The sequence below is a fragment of the Bacillus sp. CPT56D-587-MTF genome (assembly GCF_058792335.1).
The window spans coordinates 965,703-982,827 of the sequence record NZ_JBYTEF010000001.1; the positions used below are offsets into that span (position 1 = coordinate 965,703).

A 17,125-nucleotide genomic window follows, 5' to 3' on the forward strand; every position below is an offset into this window, starting at 1 on the left:
TACATAAAAAGAGGTTGTTTTGTCAATATAATATTGAAAGGAAAGAAAAATAAAATTTTTAAAAAAGTATTGACTTGTGAAAAAAGTCAGGTCTATAATGAGTGCAACTTAAAAAAATGCAAGCGTTGATGAAGAAGAGTACACATGATGAACATGTCAGAGAGCTGATGGTTGGTGCGAATCAGTATGGAATTGATGTGGAATGGGCTTCGGAGCTTCCAAACCGAAACGAAAGAAGTAGGCTTTGGCGACATGATCTCATCGATACAAGAGACACGTATTGTTTTTGATACGGTAAAGTGCGTTACATTTGTAACGAATTAAGGTGGCACCACGGGAGTACCCGTCCTTTCTATAGGATGAGTACTCCCTTTTTGTGTATAAAAAATTAAATAAATGAAATCGTTTAAGTAAGAAGAGTACGTATATTGGAGACGTTACAGAGAGCCGGGAATAGGTGGGAGCCCGGTACGGTGCCATATACGGAATGGGCTTACGAGAGGTATGCTGAACAATTGTTTTCAGTAGGCAACCCGGGTTCCGCCGTTACAAGGATAAGGTATAAATTTTGTACCTGAACAAAGCGGGATGCTTTTGCATCCAACACGAGGTGGTACCGCGGTATATTTATCGTCCTCTACATATTTTCGATATGTAGGGGACTTTTTTATTTTTCAGAGCGAGGTGAAGGACATGATGACGAAAGAAGAATTTATAAAACAAAAAAGAGAGAGAAAGACATTTTTAGTAATTACTGAAGAAGAAGGAGATAGCATTACGCCAATTTCTTTATATAGACGTATGAAAGGAAAGAAGAAATTTTTATTAGAAAGTTCACAGCTTCATCAAGATAAAGGGCGTTATTCTTACTTAGGATGTAATCCTTATGGAGAAGTAAAAAGCGTTGGTACGGAAGTAGAACGAACGATTTTCGGCCGGGCAGAAAAGTTACAAGGTAACGTACTACAAGTGTTAGAAGAAATAATCGCATCATCACAAGTAGACAGCCCATTTCCATTTTGCGGAGGAGCAGTTGGTTATATTGGATATGATGTCATTCGGCAGTATGAAAACATTGGAGCGGATTTACACGACCCATTAAATATTCCGGAAGTACACCTCTTACTCTATCGTGAGTTTATCGTTTACGATCATTTACGCCAAAGGTTGTCGTTTGTATATGTATGCAGGGAAGATGATTCGGCAGATTATGAGGAAGTATACGAAAGGCTACGATTATACAAAGAGGAAGTGCTACAAGGAGAAGAAACTGAAGTAAATGCAATACAATCCACATTATCATTCACTTCTTCTATAACGGAAAAAGAGTTTTGTGGGATGGTAGAAATGGCGAAAGAACATATAAGAGCCGGAGACATATTCCAAGTCGTACTGTCACAGCGTTTACAAAGTGAATGTATTGGTGATCCATTCGCGTTATATCGAAAACTTCGAATTGCAAATCCATCACCATATATGTTCTATATCGATTTTCAAGATTATGTTGTACTCGGTTCTTCGCCAGAAAGTTTGCTATCAGTAAGGGAGGATAAAGTGATGACGAATCCAATTGCTGGTACAAGACCGAGAGGGAAAACGAAGAGGGAAGATGAGGAAATCGCAAAAGAACTGTTAGACAATGAGAAAGAGCGAGCAGAGCATATGATGCTTGTAGATCTTGGGCGAAACGATATTGGTAGAGTGAGCGAAATCGGCTCGGTTACGATAGATAAATATATGAAAGTAGAAAAATACTCTCACGTTATGCACATTGTATCTGAAGTTTACGGAACATTGCGAAAACAAATGAGTGGATTTGATGCATTAGCGTATTGTCTACCAGCAGGAACAGTGTCGGGAGCTCCGAAAATTAGAGCGATGGAAATTATAAATGAGCTAGAGAATGAAAAAAGAAATGTATACGCGGGTGCAGTTGGATACGTTAGTTTTTCAGGGAATCTTGATATGGCGCTCGCTATTCGAACGATGGTCGTAAAGGGTGAAAAAGCATACGTTCAGGCAGGAGCGGGAATTGTTTATGATTCAGACCCAGTAGCTGAATATGAAGAAACGTTAAATAAAGCGAGAGCGCTTTTGGAGGTAATGAAATGATTGTACTTATCGATAATTACGATTCGTTCACATATAACTTGTACCAACTGTTAGGCGAACATGAAGAAGAAATTGTAGTTGTAAGAAATGATGAAATAACGATAGAACAGTTAGAAGAGATGAATCCAAGAGGAATTGTACTTTCACCAGGACCAGGAAAACCAGAGGATGCTGGCATTTGTATCGATGTCATCCGCCATTTTTATAAGAACGTTCCCATATTAGGGATTTGCCTTGGTCATCAGGCGATTATATCAGCATTTGGAGGAGACATTGTTAGAGCAGAACGTATTAAACATGGGAAAACATCACGTGTGAAACATAACGGAACGTCAATCTTTTCATACGCTACACAGCCGCTAACGGCGATGCGCTATCATTCCCTTGTTGCAGAGCACACGAGCTTGCCAAAGTGTTTTGACATACTAGCGACAGCGATGGACGATGGAGAAATAATGGCAGTCCGTCACAATTATTATCCGCTCTTCGGATTACAGTTTCATCCGGAATCAATCGCGACAGAAGAAGGCGGAAAGTTAATACGTGCCTTTTTAACAGAAGTGAAGGAGGAGGAAAGAGTATGAATAGCTATCTTCGTAAATTAGTGGAGGGGAAACATTTAACAGAAGAGGAAATGTATAGAGCAGGGCTTCTTTTATTAAATGAAAACATATTGGAAAGTGAAATTGCAGCTTTTTTAGTCTTACTGAAAGCGAAAGGTGAAACTGCAGAAGAAATATACGGCCTTGTTCGAGCTCTTCACGAAAAGGCACTACCATTTTCGAACCATATACAAGGAGCAATGGACAATTGCGGGACGGGTGGTGACGGTGCTCAAACGTTTAATATTAGCACAACATCAGCATTCGTACTGGCAGGAGCAGGTGTAAAGGTTGCAAAACATGGTAATCGTGCTGTTTCTAGTAAAACAGGAAGTGCAGACTTATTAGAAGAACTAGGTGTAAATATTAGTAGTACGCCAAACGAAATTGATTATTTACTAGAGCATGTGGGCATTGCATTTTTATTTGCACCAGTGATGCATCCAGCACTAAGGCGCATTATGAAAATAAGAAAAGAGTTAAACGTGCCGACGATCTTTAATTTAATTGGTCCTTTAACAAATCCAGTGAATTTAGAAACACAATTTGTCGGTATTTATAAACGAGATATGTTATTACCAGTTGCAGAAGTATTACAAAAGTTAGGCCGGAAACAAGCGCTTGTCGTAAATGGAAGTGGTTTTTTAGATGAAGCGTCATTACAAGGGGAAAATCACGTAGTCCTTTTAAAAGATAATGAAATAGTAGAAATGAGTATTGATCCAGAAAAGTATGGTTTTTCAAGAGTGAAAAATGAAGAAATTAGAGGGGGGAATTCAAAAGAAAATGCAAAGATTACGCTTGAAGTATTGAGCGGAGAAAAGAGTGTTTATCGTGATACAGTTTTATTAAATGCAGGTCTAGCTCTTTTCGCAAATGGAAAAACGGAAACGATTGAAGAAGGAATTAAACTCGCGGCACATAGCATTGACTCTGGAAAAGCATTAACCAAATTAAACTTATTAATTGCAGCAAGCAATGAAAAATTAGAAAGGGTGAACTAAGGTGGGGACGATTTTAGATGAAATTGTAGAACAGAAGCAAAGGGAAGTTGCGGAGTTGTATGAAATATATACACCAGTAAAAACAAAAAGAAAGACACATTCACTTGTAGAAGCGTTACAGCAGTTTACTGTCATTGCAGAAGTAAAGCGAGCATCACCATCAAAAGGAGATATCAATTTACACGTTGACGTACGAAAACAAGTGGGAACATATGAGAAATGTGGTGCAGGAGCAGTATCTGTTTTAACAGATGGTCAATTTTTTAAAGGGTCGTTTCACGATTTACAAACAGCAAGAGAAGAAAGTAACATTCCGCTTTTATGTAAAGATTTCATAATCGATAAGATTCAAATTGATAGAGCATATGAAGCGGGAGCAGATATTATTTTACTAATTGTAGCAGCGTTAACGAAAGAGAAGTTAAAAGAGTTGTATAGCTACGTGTTAGAAAAAGGATTGGAAGCGATTGTTGAAGTTCATGATGAACAGGAATTAGAAACTGCGATTGTATTAAATCCGCACGTTATTGGCATTAATAATCGTAATTTAAAAACGTTCGAAGTAGATTTAAGCCAAACTGAAAAGCTTGGAAAAAGATTGAATGAGGAGAAACTACTTTGGATTAGTGAAAGTGGCATTCATTCAAAAGAGGATATTATTCGTGTTAAAAGAGCTGGAGCAAAAGGTGTATTAGTTGGAGAGGCGCTTATGACATCATCTTCTATTAGTAGTTTTTTTGAAGATTGTAAGGTGAATATATGAAAGTGAAAATTTGCGGCATCACTGATGTGGAAACAGCGAAAAGTGCGTGCGAATATGGCGCAGATGCACTCGGATTTGTTTTTGCAGAAAGTAAGCGGGAAATCACTCCAAAGAGAGCGGAAGAAATCATTCAGGAGCTTCCAGCCAACGTGTTAAAAATCGGTGTTTTCGTAAATGAATCAGTAGAAGTGATCCAGAAAATTGCAGATGAGTGCGGGTTAACACATGTACAACTACATGGGGATGAAGACAATTATCAAATTAGAAGATTGAATATTTCGTCTATAAAGTCACTAGGAGTAACTTCAGAGAGTGATATGAAAAACGCCCAAGGGTATGAAGCGGATTATATATTATTTGATAGCCCGAAAGAAAAGTTTCATGGAGGAAATGGAAAGACATTTTCATGGGAACTACTTAGAGATATGCCAAAAGAATTGCGAAAGAAAATGATATTAGCTGGTGGATTAAACGCTCTTAATATAGAAGAAGCAATTCGAACTGTTCGGCCATATATGGTCGATGTGAGCAGCGGAGTAGAGACAGAAGGAAAGAAAGATGTAGAGAAAATAAAACAATTTATTATAAAAGCGAAGGAGTGTTCCAAATGAACTACGCATATCCAGATGAAAAAGGACATTACGGTATATACGGAGGACGATACGTTCCAGAAACGTTAATGCAATCTGTACTAGAACTAGAAGAAGCATATAAAGAAGCGATGCAAGATGAAGCATTTCAAAAGGAATTAAATCATTATTTAAAAACGTACGTCGGAAGAGAAACACCGCTATATTATGCTGAAAATATGACGAAGTATTGCGGTGGTGCAAAGATTTATTTAAAACGTGAAGATTTGAATCATACAGGAGCTCATAAAATTAACAATACAATCGGTCAGGCACTACTTGCAGTGCGAATGGGCAAGAAAAAAGTTGTCGCTGAAACAGGAGCTGGACAACACGGAGTTGCAACAGCTACTGTATGTGCTCTTCTCGGATTAGAATGCGTCATTTTTATGGGAGAAGAAGATGTAAGACGTCAAAAATTAAATGTGTTCCGAATGGAATTACTCGGAGCGAAAGTAGAAAGTGTAGCGGCAGGTAGCGGTACATTAAAAGATGCGGTAAACGAGGCGCTTCGTTACTGGGTTTCACATGTGCATGATACGCACTACATTATGGGATCTGTTCTCGGACCACATCCATTCCCGCAAATTGTCCGTGATTTCCAAAGTGTAATTGGAAATGAAACGAAAAAACAATATGAGGCGTTAGAAGGAAAGTTACCAGAAGCAGTCGTTGCTTGTATTGGCGGTGGTAGTAATGCGATGGGGATGTTTTATCCGTTCGTACACGATGAAGAAGTTGCTCTTTACGGCGTAGAAGCAGCTGGAAAAGGCGTTCATACAGAAAAGCATGCAGCAACTTTAACGAAAGGAAGCGTTGGCGTTCTCCACGGATCAATGATGTATCTTCTGCAAAACGAAGAAGGACAAATTCAAGAAGCACACTCTATTTCAGCAGGACTTGATTATCCAGGTGTTGGTCCAGAACATAGCTTGCTAAAAGATATTGGCCGCGTTTCTTATCATTCGATAACAGACGAAGAAGCATTAGAAGCATTTCAATTATTAACGAAAAAAGAAGGTATTATCCCGGCGTTAGAAAGCTCGCATGCTGTCGCATACGCATTAAAATTAGCTCCGAAAATGAAGGAAGATGAAGGACTTGTTATTTGTTTATCTGGCCGTGGTGATAAAGATGTAGAGAGTATAAAACGTTATATGGAAGAGGTGTAAAAAATGGGAGTAGAAAAAATTAAAGCAGCGTTTGAAAATGGCAAGAAAGCATTTATTCCGTACGTAATGGGCGGAGATGGTGGCCTTGAAAAATTAAAAGAAAGAATTCGTTTTCTAGATGAGGCTGGAGCAAGCATCGTTGAAATTGGTATTCCGTTTTCAGATCCAGTCGCAGATGGCCCAACGATTCAAAGAGCAGGGAAACGAGCGCTAGATAGCGGCGTAACATTAAAAGGCATTTTTCAAGCGTTAGCAGAGGTAAGGAAAGAAGTACAAATGCCTTTTGTTCTTATGACATATTTAAATCCGGTACTTGCATTCGGAAAAGAGAGATTCATTGAGAACTGTATAGAAGCAGGTGTAGACGGCATCATCGTTCCAGACTTACCGTATGAAGAACAAAATATTATTGCGCCGTTACTTCGAGAGGTAAACATTGCGCTCATCCCACTGGTTACCGTAACGAGTCCTATTGAAAGAATTGAAAAAATTACGAGTGAATCAGAAGGGTTCGTTTATGCTGTTACAGTAGCGGGCGTAACGGGAGTACGTCAAAACTTTAAAGAGGAGATTCATAGTTACTTAGAAAAAGTAAAATCACACGTCAACTTACCAGTAGTCGCTGGATTCGGCATCTCAACAAAAGAACATGTAGAAGAAATGGTTACAATATGCGACGGAGTTGTCGTTGGAAGTAAGGTCATTGAGCTTTTAGAAAATGAAAAGCGAGAAGAAATATGTGAATTAATATATGCAACAAAACAAAAAGAAGAGGCATAGTCTCTTCTTTTTGTTTTGCGTAATAAGTGTTAAAATATACAGAAAATACATATAATTCAGAGGGGGAGAAGGCATGCTAAGACGTAAATTACTATATCTATTTTTAACTGTACCATTATACGCTTGGCTCATTAGCATGACGAAAATAGAGTTAATGGCTCTATTTTTAGGGTATGTATTCATCTTTTCCAACTTAAATCGCATTCAAGAACAGTCTATTTTAGAAATATGTCTATTTTCGATTAGTATAGAATTATTTAGTATCGTTTCGATTGTATTATTAAACGAACTATTTCTACGGATTCATTCATTTACATTAATGAAATTTTGGAATATTATATTGCAAGCAATATGTACTTACATTGTGTTTGTTGTGTTGAAAGAAATAGTCGGAAAGCAGACAGTTTTTCAGGATAATAGAAAATGGGAGTGAATGAAAAGGAGCCGTTTGGTTCCTTTTTTGAATCTGTTTTAAAAACAATTGAAAATTATAGCATCTGTTATATAATAGTTAAAAATTGTATTTTAAACGAAATGAGATGATAACATGGCCATATTGTTGGCACTTATCCCAATTATGATGATTTTCATTTGTTTATTTTTATTTAAACAAACGTCATTAAGGTCTTCGTTAATTTCTTATGCTGTGTCTGTTGGAATCGTTTTACTCTCGCCAACGTTTCAATTAGGGATAAGTGAAACTGTACACGCAACGATTAAAGGATGGTTAATTTGTTTTATTGTCGGGTACGTTTTATTTTTCGGTATTTTTTTATTTCACCTCATGAACAAAATGGGGTACATCGATCAAGTGGCACGTTTTCTAGAAGCAGTGACGCAAGATCGCTTATTACAAATGCTGCTTATGTGTTTTGGCATTTGCCCGCTTATTGAATCAGTAAGTGGATTCGGTATCGGCTTCATGGTTGCAGCACCTATTTTTCTTTCACTAGGATATAAACCATTTCAAGCTGTACTACTCTCATTCATCGGCTTACTAGCTAGTTCATGGGGCGCAATGGCAACTGGTACGATTATCGGTTCGCAGCTAATAAATATGCCTCTTACAACACTTGGCACAAATACAGCGCTATTAAGTATTCCGATGTTTGCTTACTTCGTTATTCTTTCTTTACACGTTGTTGGCGGCTGGCGAGCGGTTATAGAAAAGTGGAAAGAAGGAGTAGGATTCTTTCTATTATTTTCTCTCGGAATCTACCTTTCTAATGCGTACGTAAGTGTTGAACTAGCAGGGATATTAAGTTCTATCGTTACGATTACATTTGGCTTTCTTATCATTAAATTAAAAGGAAAAAGTGGGCAAAATCTTATAACAGAACATGCGGCTGCAACGGAGAGAGAAGTATCCATTATAAAAATTATTAGCCCTTATATATTTCTAACAGTTTGTATTTTACTTTCTCGCCTCGTTCCTGCATTACATGACTTGTTCAGATCATATGCAGTCCTTGATTTGAAATCATACTCTTACAAATTAGAAATGCTGTATTCACCAGGATTTTGGCTCGGTATGACTTGCTTATTTACTATTATTTTCTTCCGCATCCCGTCTCATATTATTAAACAATCACTCTCACAAACGATCAAACAATGGATTCCTTTTGCGATTACGACGACAATGTTTATCGCCATTTCAGAACTCATGGGTGCATCAGGCATGCATGCATTACTCGCAAAGACAGCTGGTGATACATTTGGAACCTTTTTCGTTTTCGTTGCTCCGTTTATTGGCGCTATTGGTGGATTTTTAACAGGTAGTAACGCAGGATCAAATGCAATGTTTATAAAACTCCAAATGCAAACCGCACAAAACGTAGCACTCCCGTGGCAATATGTCACAACCCTTCAAAACACTGCATCATCAGTAGCGACAATCGCTTGTCCATCACGGATTACATTAGGTGCTTACTTATGTAATATCCCTTACCGTGAAAATGAACTATTAAAGAAGACGACGTTAATGATCTTTGGTGCGGTTTTACTTGTAGTGGTAGAGGTTATTGTTTGGTATATGTTGAGAAATTAAAAATCCTCTTAACATAGGAGGATTTTTTTTATGAATGGATAATGATTTAAATATGAATAGCTTCTACTAAATGAATAGGAGATGAAATGTATGCCCTTAAAAAATTATGGTGTGTTAAAAGGTACCGTTATACAATCTAAGATCGGAAAAGGGAAAACACCTCATTATCAAGTTCATTTACAAGGCGAAGCAGAAGTAGATTATCGTATTGCAATTAACGTAAAATCGCAAAGTTATCCGTCAGAAGTTTTATATTTTGCGAGTAACAATATTAAGTCAGAGGCGATTCATATTTTACCGACATTACCATTCGGTTTTACAGAAATAAAAAACAATGAACCGAAAGTAGCTTTAGATTATGTAAGAGGAAATCTATTTGACTCAAATCAAATGATTCCTTTGCCTCCCGAAAAAGCAGGAGCAGATAATGATTTAAATGAAAAAATAGAACGTTATATAAAACGAGCGATAGAAGAAAAAGCAATTATTTACGCATTTGGCGAAAGATGGGGACCAGAAGAAAATACACCAGATTCCTATTTTCATTTCAAACCAGGAAACGGTATACATGATATTCACATGAATCAAGGAAATGTAGAGAAATGGAAAGCTGATAATGGCATATGGCAAGACGGAGGAATACTCATTCACTTCGAGAAGGAAGAAGAATGGATTGGTATCTTTCTGGCATTCCAATCACAGTCATGGTGTACCGATGAAGAAGGGCATGCTCGTGTGCCTGTTGAGCATTGTGATTATAAGGGGAATAATTAACAAGAAGAGGGCGTTCAAAAAGAACGCCCTCTTCTTATTTTATAAAACGAAAAACTAACGAGTGTAGAAAGACAAGAGAACAGCAGTGCCACACTAGAAAACGCAATGAGATACATATTATATTTCATAACCTGTCCAATTAGCTGATTACTGTCGTATTGAAACAGTCCTGCTATTATGTTGAATAAAAATAAAACGATAAACATGACGATAACCCCGTCTATTGATCCTTTAATGTCTGGTTTACTTAAAGCGATATGTGCGGAAATGCAAATGGCGATAAATAAAAATAACCAAAAGGAAGGATTCAATAAATTACCGATTGTAAATAAGCTTTTCAATAATACAAACGTCGACAAGAGCATGTTTTGAACCATTTCTATATTAATAGAAGTAGAAGCGATTGTTTTTTCGAGAGTTGTATTAAATAAGAAATATGAATTCGGTACGAAATAGCGCATTAAAAGGATTAACGCAGTAATACCAGAAATAATAGGACCAATTCCAATGAAGAAGTTCCCAATTCGTTGATATACACTTTTTTGATTGTATTGATGTTGTACGTATCCTAAAGCACCTTGACTTGTATCTGTTGGGAAAAACTGCGTTCCTACAATTTTATGACGAAATAGCACACACATAATGGCATGTCCAAGTTCGTGAATCGGAACACCAATCCAAGCCGTTAAAAGGAATCCTTTTCTTCCGAAAGCTCTCGACCAATACATGCGTGTGAGAGATTCTAAATATCCTAATAAAAATCCAATTACAATGATAACGCCAATTAAAGATAATAATTGGATTACGCTTGTAAGGAGTATTTGAAAAATTGAGGTTACCAATTCCATTGCCAGTCATCCAATCTGTTAAAAATATTATTTATTCTGTTTCATAATAGCATTTTTTTCAAGATTACTAGCACATATATTTTCTTTCGGAAGAAGGATTTCAGAATCTTTTTCTTGTAGTCATGTTTTATGTACAAATTCATATATTGAATTTGTAACACCCTATACGGTATATCCTTAAGGAGGGATAAGAGAATGAAATGTCCGTCATGTCATACAGAAAATGCAGCGGAGGCAAAATTTTGCGGGAATTGTGGACATTCGTTAACGGAAGAAGTAGTGGCAAGTAGTGGCCAAGAAGAAGGGCCGGAACAAGTACGTGCGGCACAAGCAAAGGAAGCTCGGCCAAATGAAACGGTAGAGCAAGCGAAGCGGTTCGCGAGCGGCTATTTTCAATTTTTTAAACATGCATTACAAGCACCCACAGCGATTATGAAAAGCGGCGCTATTGAAGTGCGAAATGGAATTGTAAGTCTTGTTCTTATTTGTTTTTTAGGAGCATGTATTTTTTATAGAATGATGAGTGCAGCATCAGCAGTTACGAGAACATTTGCACCAGATATATCTACTCCCACGTTTTTTGGAGAATCTATAACGGTCTTTTTCTTTTTATTAATTTTAACTTTATTTGTCGGATTTATTATTTTTGTAAGTGGTAAGATGATGAAATCGTCTTTTTCGTTTCTTGAAGTATTTGGTATATGGGGAACGATAGCGACGCCGACTATTGTCATATTAGTCCTTTCTTTTCTTTTTAGTTTCTTATTAATCTTTTTCTTACCTATATTATTATCCGTAGCTGCAACTTATATAGGGATTAGTATAACTGTAGCCGTATTAAAGCTAGACAATGGCGGATTAGATCTCGTTTACACACTTATTATTGCAAATGTTTTAATGGGAATTGCAACGTTCATTGTACTTTGGTCTTACATTAGTACGATAATTCAAGCCTTAACAAAGGGAATAACTGGCTTCTAATGAAAAGGTGGTTGACTGAATGAATGTATGTCCAAAGTGCGGAGCTCAGTTTGAAGATGGTGTGCAATTTTGTCAAAACTGCGGGTCGAAGAGGGGACGTCCTGTAGTAAAGAAGAACATGAGCGGCGGTACAAAAGTTGGCATTACACTGTTAGCACTATTTGTTATAGTGATTATTGGCTTGTATTTGTACGGAGCATCGTATTATACGCAGGTGGCACAAGTAGACCGGATGATTACGATTTTACAAGAGAGGGATGGAGAGAAATTAGCTGAGATCGTTACGGCAGATGATCCATCGGTTATGATAACGAGAGAGAGTTTAACGCCTCTATTTTCATATATAAAAGAAAATCCATCTTACGTAAATGAATTAAAAGGATATTTGAGACAAGGTGAAAAACAACGGGACGGAATAGAAAGAGTTGATTTTTCATTAACGAAAGACGGAAAGTATTTCTTTATATTTGATCGATATAAATTGAAAGCGAAGACGTACTATACAACTTTGCTTACAAATGAAAAAGGCGTATCGTTAAAAATGAATGGAAAAGAAATTGATAAGACAGATGACAAAAAGTTTGAGAAGCAATATGGGCCATTTCTTCCGGGAAATCAAGTGTTTCAATCAGATTATAAAAATGACTATGTAAAATTATCTCGTGAGGAAAAGGTTGTACTTATGAAACAAAGCCAATATAACGTAACGATAGATTTAACGTTGCAAGGTCAATATATTACAGTTCAAACGAACGCGCCTGGTGCAACATTGTACGTAAATCAAAAACCGGTTACAGCGCTGGCAGGAGAAGAAATTACATGGGGGCCTGTAGCGACTGATGGAAGTGCGACGATTTATTTAGAACGAAATGGAGAAAGCGGACGAGAAACGACACAAGTAGAGACGATAACGACACTTTCGTCTTATAATCTTCCATTCCAAAAGAAAAGTACAGAAAAAACAGTTGTTTATAATGTTACTCCAACGCCCGCGACTGGGCATGTATATAATGGTTTCATCTTTCCTGATAGTGATATTCGAAAATTAACGAGTGCAGATTTAACATATTTATCGAAAGAGCAGTTGAAAATTGCTAGAAATGAAATATATGCAAGGCATGGACATATTTTTCAAACGAAAGATATGCAAGCGTATTTTGCAAAACAGTCTTGGTATAGAGAAAATCCTTATTTTAAAGGAACGTTAACAGATATTGAAACTTATAATATTGAACTAATCAAATCAAGAGAATAGGCACTTGAAAAAGGTACAGTGTATATTGCTGTACCTTTTCTATCGTTATTTAGCTGGACCAGGATCCCTTGAGAAAAAGATATGAAAGAGAAATGTGACTTTACTTGATCCTCCTGATGTACTAGCTTGTATATGTGATAAAGGACCAGACGTTAGAGCAGCCTCGGAATGGGGTGGTACGACTATTTTGAGCGCATGATCTGATTCTGGTGAAGCAGTAACAGTAATTGTATCATCAGAGAAGTTTATAATTTTAACAGAACCGACTGGAAAGATGGACTTGCCAGCATGTGATGCTGAAGCGAATTGGGTAGCTTTCCAAATATCTTGCGCAAACGTATCATCGTTAGATAACCAAGCACGAGCGCTATATATTGTTGCATTAATGGAAAATTCTTGGTCAAGTGAGACGGCGGGTTTCGGTTCTTTTGGTTCTTGCGGTTCATCTGGAAGCTGGGCGAGAAGGCCGGCGCACATATATTTCACCTACTTTCAATAGTAACTGTTATAGCATATTAAACATGTTGTTTATAAGACACGACAGTTACCTATTCATACATAAGTTTGTGCACCAAATTTGAAGATAAAATTCTCTTTCTTTACAATGGAGGTAGGTGTTATTTTTATAAAATATGGAAAACGTAAAGAGTATGTAAAAAAGAAGGAGTGGTAAAGTGAACTATGTCATTATTGGCGGAGATGCAGCTGGTATGAGTGCAGCTATGCAAATTGTTAGAAACGATGAAAATGCAAATGTTGTGACGCTAGAAAAAGGTGAAATTTATTCGTACGCACAGTGTGGGTTACCGTATGTCATTAGTGGTGCTATCGCTTCAACGGAAAAGTTAATCGCGCGTAATGTAAAGACGTTTCGTGATAAATACGGAATTGATGCGAAAGTACGACATGAAGTAACGAAAGTAGATACGGAAAAGAAAATGGTATACGCAGAGCATACGAAGACGAAGGATGTCTTTGAATTTCCATATGATCGATTATTAATTGCGACTGGAGTGCGTCCTGTTATGCCAGAATGGGAAGGACGGGAATTACAAGGCGTTCATCTTTTAAAAACAATTCCTGATGCTGAGCGCATATTAAAAACGCTAGAAACGAATAAAGTTGAAGATGTAACGATTATTGGCGGTGGCGCAATCGGACTGGAGATGGCAGAAACATTCGTCGAACTTGGTAAGAAAGTAAGAATGATTGAGCGAAATGATCATATCGGTACGATTTATGATGCAGATATGGCAGAGTACATACATAAAGAAGCAGATAAGCATCATATTGAAATTTTAACGAATGAAAATGTAAAAGCGTTTAAAGGGAATGAACGAGTAGAAGCAATTGAAACGGATAAAGGTACGTATAAAGCAGATCTTGTTTTAGTGTCGGTAGGAGTGAAGCCAAATACTGATTTTCTTGAAGGGACAAATATACGTAAGAATCATAAAGGGGCAATTGAAGTAAATGCATATATGCAAACGAATGTGCAAGACGTATATGCAGCTGGTGATTGCGCAACACATTACCACGTTATAAAGGAAATTCATGATCATATCCCGCTCGGAACGACTGCCAATAAACAAGGCCGACTTGCTGGACTGAATATGCTTGATAAACGAAGAGCATTTAAAGGTACGTTAGGTACAGGCATTATTAAATTTATGGATTTGACGCTTGCAAGAACAGGATTAAATGAAAAAGAAGCGAAAGGGCTACACATCCCGTATAAAACAGTCAAAGTAGATTCGACTAATATGGCGGGCTATTATCCAAATGCGAAACCACTTTACTTGAAATTACTATACCGTTCCGACACGAAACAATTATTAGGCGGACAAGTAATTGGAGAAGAAGGTGTAGATAAACGGATTGATGTAATCGCAATGGCACTCTTCAATAAAATGAGCATTCACGATTTAGAAGATGTCGACTTAAGTTATGCCCCACCATATAACAGCGTTTGGGATCCAATTCAGCAAGCGGCAAGGAGAGTGGAATAGCACTTTTTAAAGTGCTATTTTTTTTACAATGAGGGAGTAAATAAAGTTTCACTTTATTTTGAATATACCGTTTCCCCTTGAAAACATATTACGTATCGCTTATATTTTCATATAGTATTTATTTTTTAAACGAAGCAATGAACGAACCAGGGGCGCAGTATGGCAATTAACATGAAAACAATCGAAGAATGGATTGCTGAATCAAATGCAAGACATGAAGAAGACTTTGGACACGTTGTGGAAGAAATGAAAGAAGTATGTGTCGGACTTGATAACGCGACATTAATTTATACGAAAAATGTATTTTGTTTCGGTAAAAAAGTAGAAGTATTTTTCTTCTTCCAAGACCATGTCGTGATTGGACAAGAAAAAGACGAATATGTTGAGATTGAAAAATTAAAGTATGATGCCATTACAAATAGTAACTTAAAAACAAATGACAAAAATACTACGTTAGAATTAAAGTTTGCTAACGGACAATCTATCAATTTAGATAGTTTAAATGATAACTACGGTACGAAAAATTGGTTATTTGCTAGACAAATTAAGAGTATTTTTAAGTTAATCTAGTAAAAAAGCACGCCGTCTACCGGCGTGCTTCTAACAATGCAAATCCCCTTTTAACCAATTCCGCGCCCGATATGCCCCAACTGGAACTTGAATAAGAGATGTTTCATTCCCAGCATCTATTCCGTACAATTGATCACATGAATTTGTATCAAAACTAAGTAAAGGATGCCCGCCCATCCCCATCGCGGTCGCTGCAAAAACGAGTTTATGAACGAGTATACCTGCTTCCATTTGATGAATACGGTACCCTCTATAGCCTAATGCATTTGTATAGTAATCTTTCTTTCCGACTACATGTAAGCAAAGTGGTACTTGAAAAAGGTTCACGTTATCCATCGTCATACTAGACTGAAGTGAGTAGCGAAGGTCTCCATATCGAATTGGTTGTATGGAATGTGTTTTACTGTTATAAGCGTAAGCCCCGTTTTTAATATTTTTCACGTTATAAAAACATCCATATAAGGAGACGCTTGTATTTTCATTTGTATACTTACCGTCAAGATCGTTGTAATAGGGGAAGGAGAGACTCGCTTCTTGTAGTAAAGTAGCGAGCTCGGCTGCATCCCATTTCGTTAAAGTAAAGTCAGCATCAGGGGAATACCGTTTTCTGCAAAGTTGTAAGAAATCATAAGATAAACGCTCTACTTTCGGCAGTTGTACAGCATGCTCATGATATTGATAGTGCTCTTCATGAGCTAGTGTTTGGAAGTGTGCTGTCGATTCGATCATAGAAGCTTCATTTATTTTTGTTATCATCGGATATTCATCTACATGTTTTGAGCGAACGAAATGTTCATGTGCGAGCGGCGGAATTTGTTGCAACAACTCACGAGAAGTAAATGTTTTATTTTCATGGTAATCATTGTGAAACCAATTAGTTTCTGGCTCTGTACTTAAAGGAATAACGGCATACACACTTTCTTCACCTTCTGACAATCCGAGTAAATGGTTCAGTGCACGGTCTAGAAATTGAAAGTATACGCCGTTCGTATAACCGAACTGTTTGGCACATTCAAGTAATTGTCCAATGAGAACCCCGCTATCTAATCCTTGAAGGCGATATGAAAAGTTATTGTATTTAAAGAAGTTTTTCCAAAACATAGTGGATACGAATGCGGCACCGAAACAATCATGTATATTACAGCGGTTACCGAGTGCGTCTGCTAAATAAGAATCGAAATTTCCTTCGCGAAGTAAAATAAGCCGGTGATGCGCGGCGTCATAATGGTAAATGCCGTCTGGATAATCGTCAATCTTTAAATAGATATACAATTCATTAGGGTATAAGGCACCGCCTGAAGGAATGGATCTACGTAATACATTTCTCCCGCTATTTAGCTGACATAATTGTGTTACACCAAATGAATACCAAAGGTAGTGACCAATCTCATCTAAAGTAGGTGTAGTAGAAGAGTTCGATAAAGATAATGGGATTTCTAAGGAGAGCGGGATGGTAGGTACATTTCGATATAATTTATAAGGAAGCGGTGCGTCTTTCCAGTCCACCTCATGATTCGGCATAATTTCATCGATAGAGAAATGGAGATGATGTAAAAAAGTATCTAGCTGCATGAAATCC

The 17,125-nt window shown here is 37.3% G+C and carries 17 protein-coding genes and 2 other annotated features; of the genes, 14 read left to right on the top strand and 3 right to left on the bottom strand.

The window, feature by feature from the left end; genetic code table 11:
- Positions 1-116: 116 nt before the first annotated feature.
- Positions 117-354: a binding site (T-box leader), on the top strand.
- Between the two features lie 42 nt (positions 355-396).
- Positions 397-641 (top strand) — a binding site (T-box leader).
- A gap of 52 nt (positions 642-693) precedes the next feature.
- The 10 genes from trpE to AC3WVZ_RS05115 all read left to right on the top strand — a co-directional run bounded on the left by trpE (position 694) and on the right by AC3WVZ_RS05115 (position 9,883).
- On the top strand, positions 694-2,112 hold the full coding sequence (gene trpE / locus AC3WVZ_RS05070) for an anthranilate synthase component I (RefSeq protein ID WP_053564996.1): 1,419 nt from the start codon (positions 694-696) through the stop codon (positions 2,110-2,112).
- Complete coding sequence (locus AC3WVZ_RS05075) at positions 2,109-2,696, top strand: aminodeoxychorismate/anthranilate synthase component II (protein WP_233936145.1); 588 nt, start codon at positions 2,109-2,111, stop codon at positions 2,694-2,696. The genes trpE and AC3WVZ_RS05075 overlap by 4 nt, the downstream gene beginning before the upstream one ends.
- Positions 2,693-3,718 (top strand): anthranilate phosphoribosyltransferase, encoded by a 1,026-nt coding sequence (trpD, locus tag AC3WVZ_RS05080; protein WP_139847274.1) that lies wholly within the window; start codon positions 2,693-2,695, stop codon positions 3,716-3,718. Before AC3WVZ_RS05075 ends, trpD begins: the two co-directional genes overlap by 4 nt.
- A 1-nt stretch (position 3,719) precedes the next feature.
- The gene (gene trpC / locus AC3WVZ_RS05085) at positions 3,720-4,481 is read left to right on the top strand and encodes an indole-3-glycerol phosphate synthase TrpC (protein ID WP_000536678.1); all 762 of its coding nucleotides are present in this window, start codon (positions 3,720-3,722) and stop codon (positions 4,479-4,481) included.
- Positions 4,478-5,092: a phosphoribosylanthranilate isomerase gene (locus AC3WVZ_RS05090; RefSeq protein ID WP_233936146.1), complete on the top strand. Its 615-nt coding sequence runs from the start codon at positions 4,478-4,480 to the stop codon at positions 5,090-5,092. Before trpC ends, AC3WVZ_RS05090 begins: the two co-directional genes overlap by 4 nt.
- On the top strand, positions 5,089-6,282 hold the full coding sequence (gene trpB / locus AC3WVZ_RS05095; protein ID WP_001105035.1) for a tryptophan synthase subunit beta: 1,194 nt from the start codon (positions 5,089-5,091) through the stop codon (positions 6,280-6,282). The genes AC3WVZ_RS05090 and trpB overlap by 4 nt, the downstream gene beginning before the upstream one ends.
- Before the next feature lie 3 nt (positions 6,283-6,285).
- Entirely contained in the window at positions 6,286-7,062 is a 777-nt protein-coding gene (gene trpA / locus AC3WVZ_RS05100; RefSeq protein WP_000537825.1) for a tryptophan synthase subunit alpha, read from the top strand.
- A gap of 73 nt (positions 7,063-7,135) precedes the next feature.
- Positions 7,136-7,495 carry a DUF4029 domain-containing protein gene (locus tag AC3WVZ_RS05105; RefSeq protein WP_000946131.1) on the top strand — a complete coding sequence of 120 codons (360 nt, stop codon included), beginning with the start codon at positions 7,136-7,138 and terminating at the stop codon, positions 7,493-7,495.
- Positions 7,496-7,609: 114 nt separating this feature from the next.
- A complete protein-coding gene (locus tag AC3WVZ_RS05110) occupies positions 7,610-9,109 on the top strand; it encodes an L-lactate permease (RefSeq protein WP_167316550.1) in 1,500 nt (499 codons plus the stop codon).
- A 90-nt stretch (positions 9,110-9,199) separates the two neighbouring features.
- Positions 9,200-9,883 carry a DUF2278 family protein gene (locus AC3WVZ_RS05115; RefSeq protein ID WP_017657926.1) on the top strand — a complete coding sequence of 228 codons (684 nt, stop codon included), beginning with the start codon at positions 9,200-9,202 and terminating at the stop codon, positions 9,881-9,883.
- Positions 9,884-9,897: 14 nt separating this feature from the next.
- Here AC3WVZ_RS05115 and AC3WVZ_RS05120 read toward each other — a convergent pair whose 3' ends face one another.
- A complete protein-coding gene (locus tag AC3WVZ_RS05120) occupies positions 9,898-10,731 on the bottom strand; it encodes a hypothetical protein (protein WP_233936147.1) in 834 nt (277 codons plus the stop codon).
- A 195-nt stretch (positions 10,732-10,926) separates the two neighbouring features.
- Between AC3WVZ_RS05120 and AC3WVZ_RS05125 the strand changes: the two genes are divergently transcribed.
- Positions 10,927-11,712 carry a zinc ribbon domain-containing protein gene (locus AC3WVZ_RS05125; protein WP_050279596.1) on the top strand — a complete coding sequence of 262 codons (786 nt, stop codon included), beginning with the start codon at positions 10,927-10,929 and terminating at the stop codon, positions 11,710-11,712.
- Between the two features lie 19 nt (positions 11,713-11,731).
- The gene (locus AC3WVZ_RS05130; protein WP_063220253.1) at positions 11,732-12,967 is read left to right on the top strand and encodes a TcaA 3rd/4th domain-containing protein; all 1,236 of its coding nucleotides are present in this window, start codon (positions 11,732-11,734) and stop codon (positions 12,965-12,967) included.
- A 45-nt stretch (positions 12,968-13,012) separates the two neighbouring features.
- Here AC3WVZ_RS05130 and AC3WVZ_RS05135 read toward each other — a convergent pair whose 3' ends face one another.
- Positions 13,013-13,444, bottom strand: coding sequence for a hypothetical protein (locus AC3WVZ_RS05135; RefSeq protein ID WP_000332407.1), 432 nt, complete (start codon positions 13,442-13,444; stop codon positions 13,013-13,015).
- A 197-nt stretch (positions 13,445-13,641) separates the two neighbouring features.
- On the opposite strand from AC3WVZ_RS05135, the gene AC3WVZ_RS05140 reads away from it, so the two are divergent.
- Both AC3WVZ_RS05140 and AC3WVZ_RS05145 read left to right on the top strand, forming a co-directional pair.
- Positions 13,642-14,976: a CoA-disulfide reductase gene (locus tag AC3WVZ_RS05140; protein WP_233936148.1), complete on the top strand. Its 1,335-nt coding sequence runs from the start codon at positions 13,642-13,644 to the stop codon at positions 14,974-14,976.
- Between the two features lie 159 nt (positions 14,977-15,135).
- Complete coding sequence (locus AC3WVZ_RS05145; RefSeq protein WP_000996782.1) at positions 15,136-15,546, top strand: DUF3908 family protein; 411 nt, start codon at positions 15,136-15,138, stop codon at positions 15,544-15,546.
- Between the two features lie 30 nt (positions 15,547-15,576).
- On the opposite strand, the gene AC3WVZ_RS05150 is transcribed toward AC3WVZ_RS05145, so the two are convergent.
- Positions 15,577-17,118, bottom strand: a complete 1,542-nt coding sequence (locus tag AC3WVZ_RS05150; protein WP_065212153.1) for a SagB family peptide dehydrogenase — start codon at positions 17,116-17,118, stop codon at positions 15,577-15,579.
- Between the last annotated feature and the right edge of the window lie 7 nt (positions 17,119-17,125).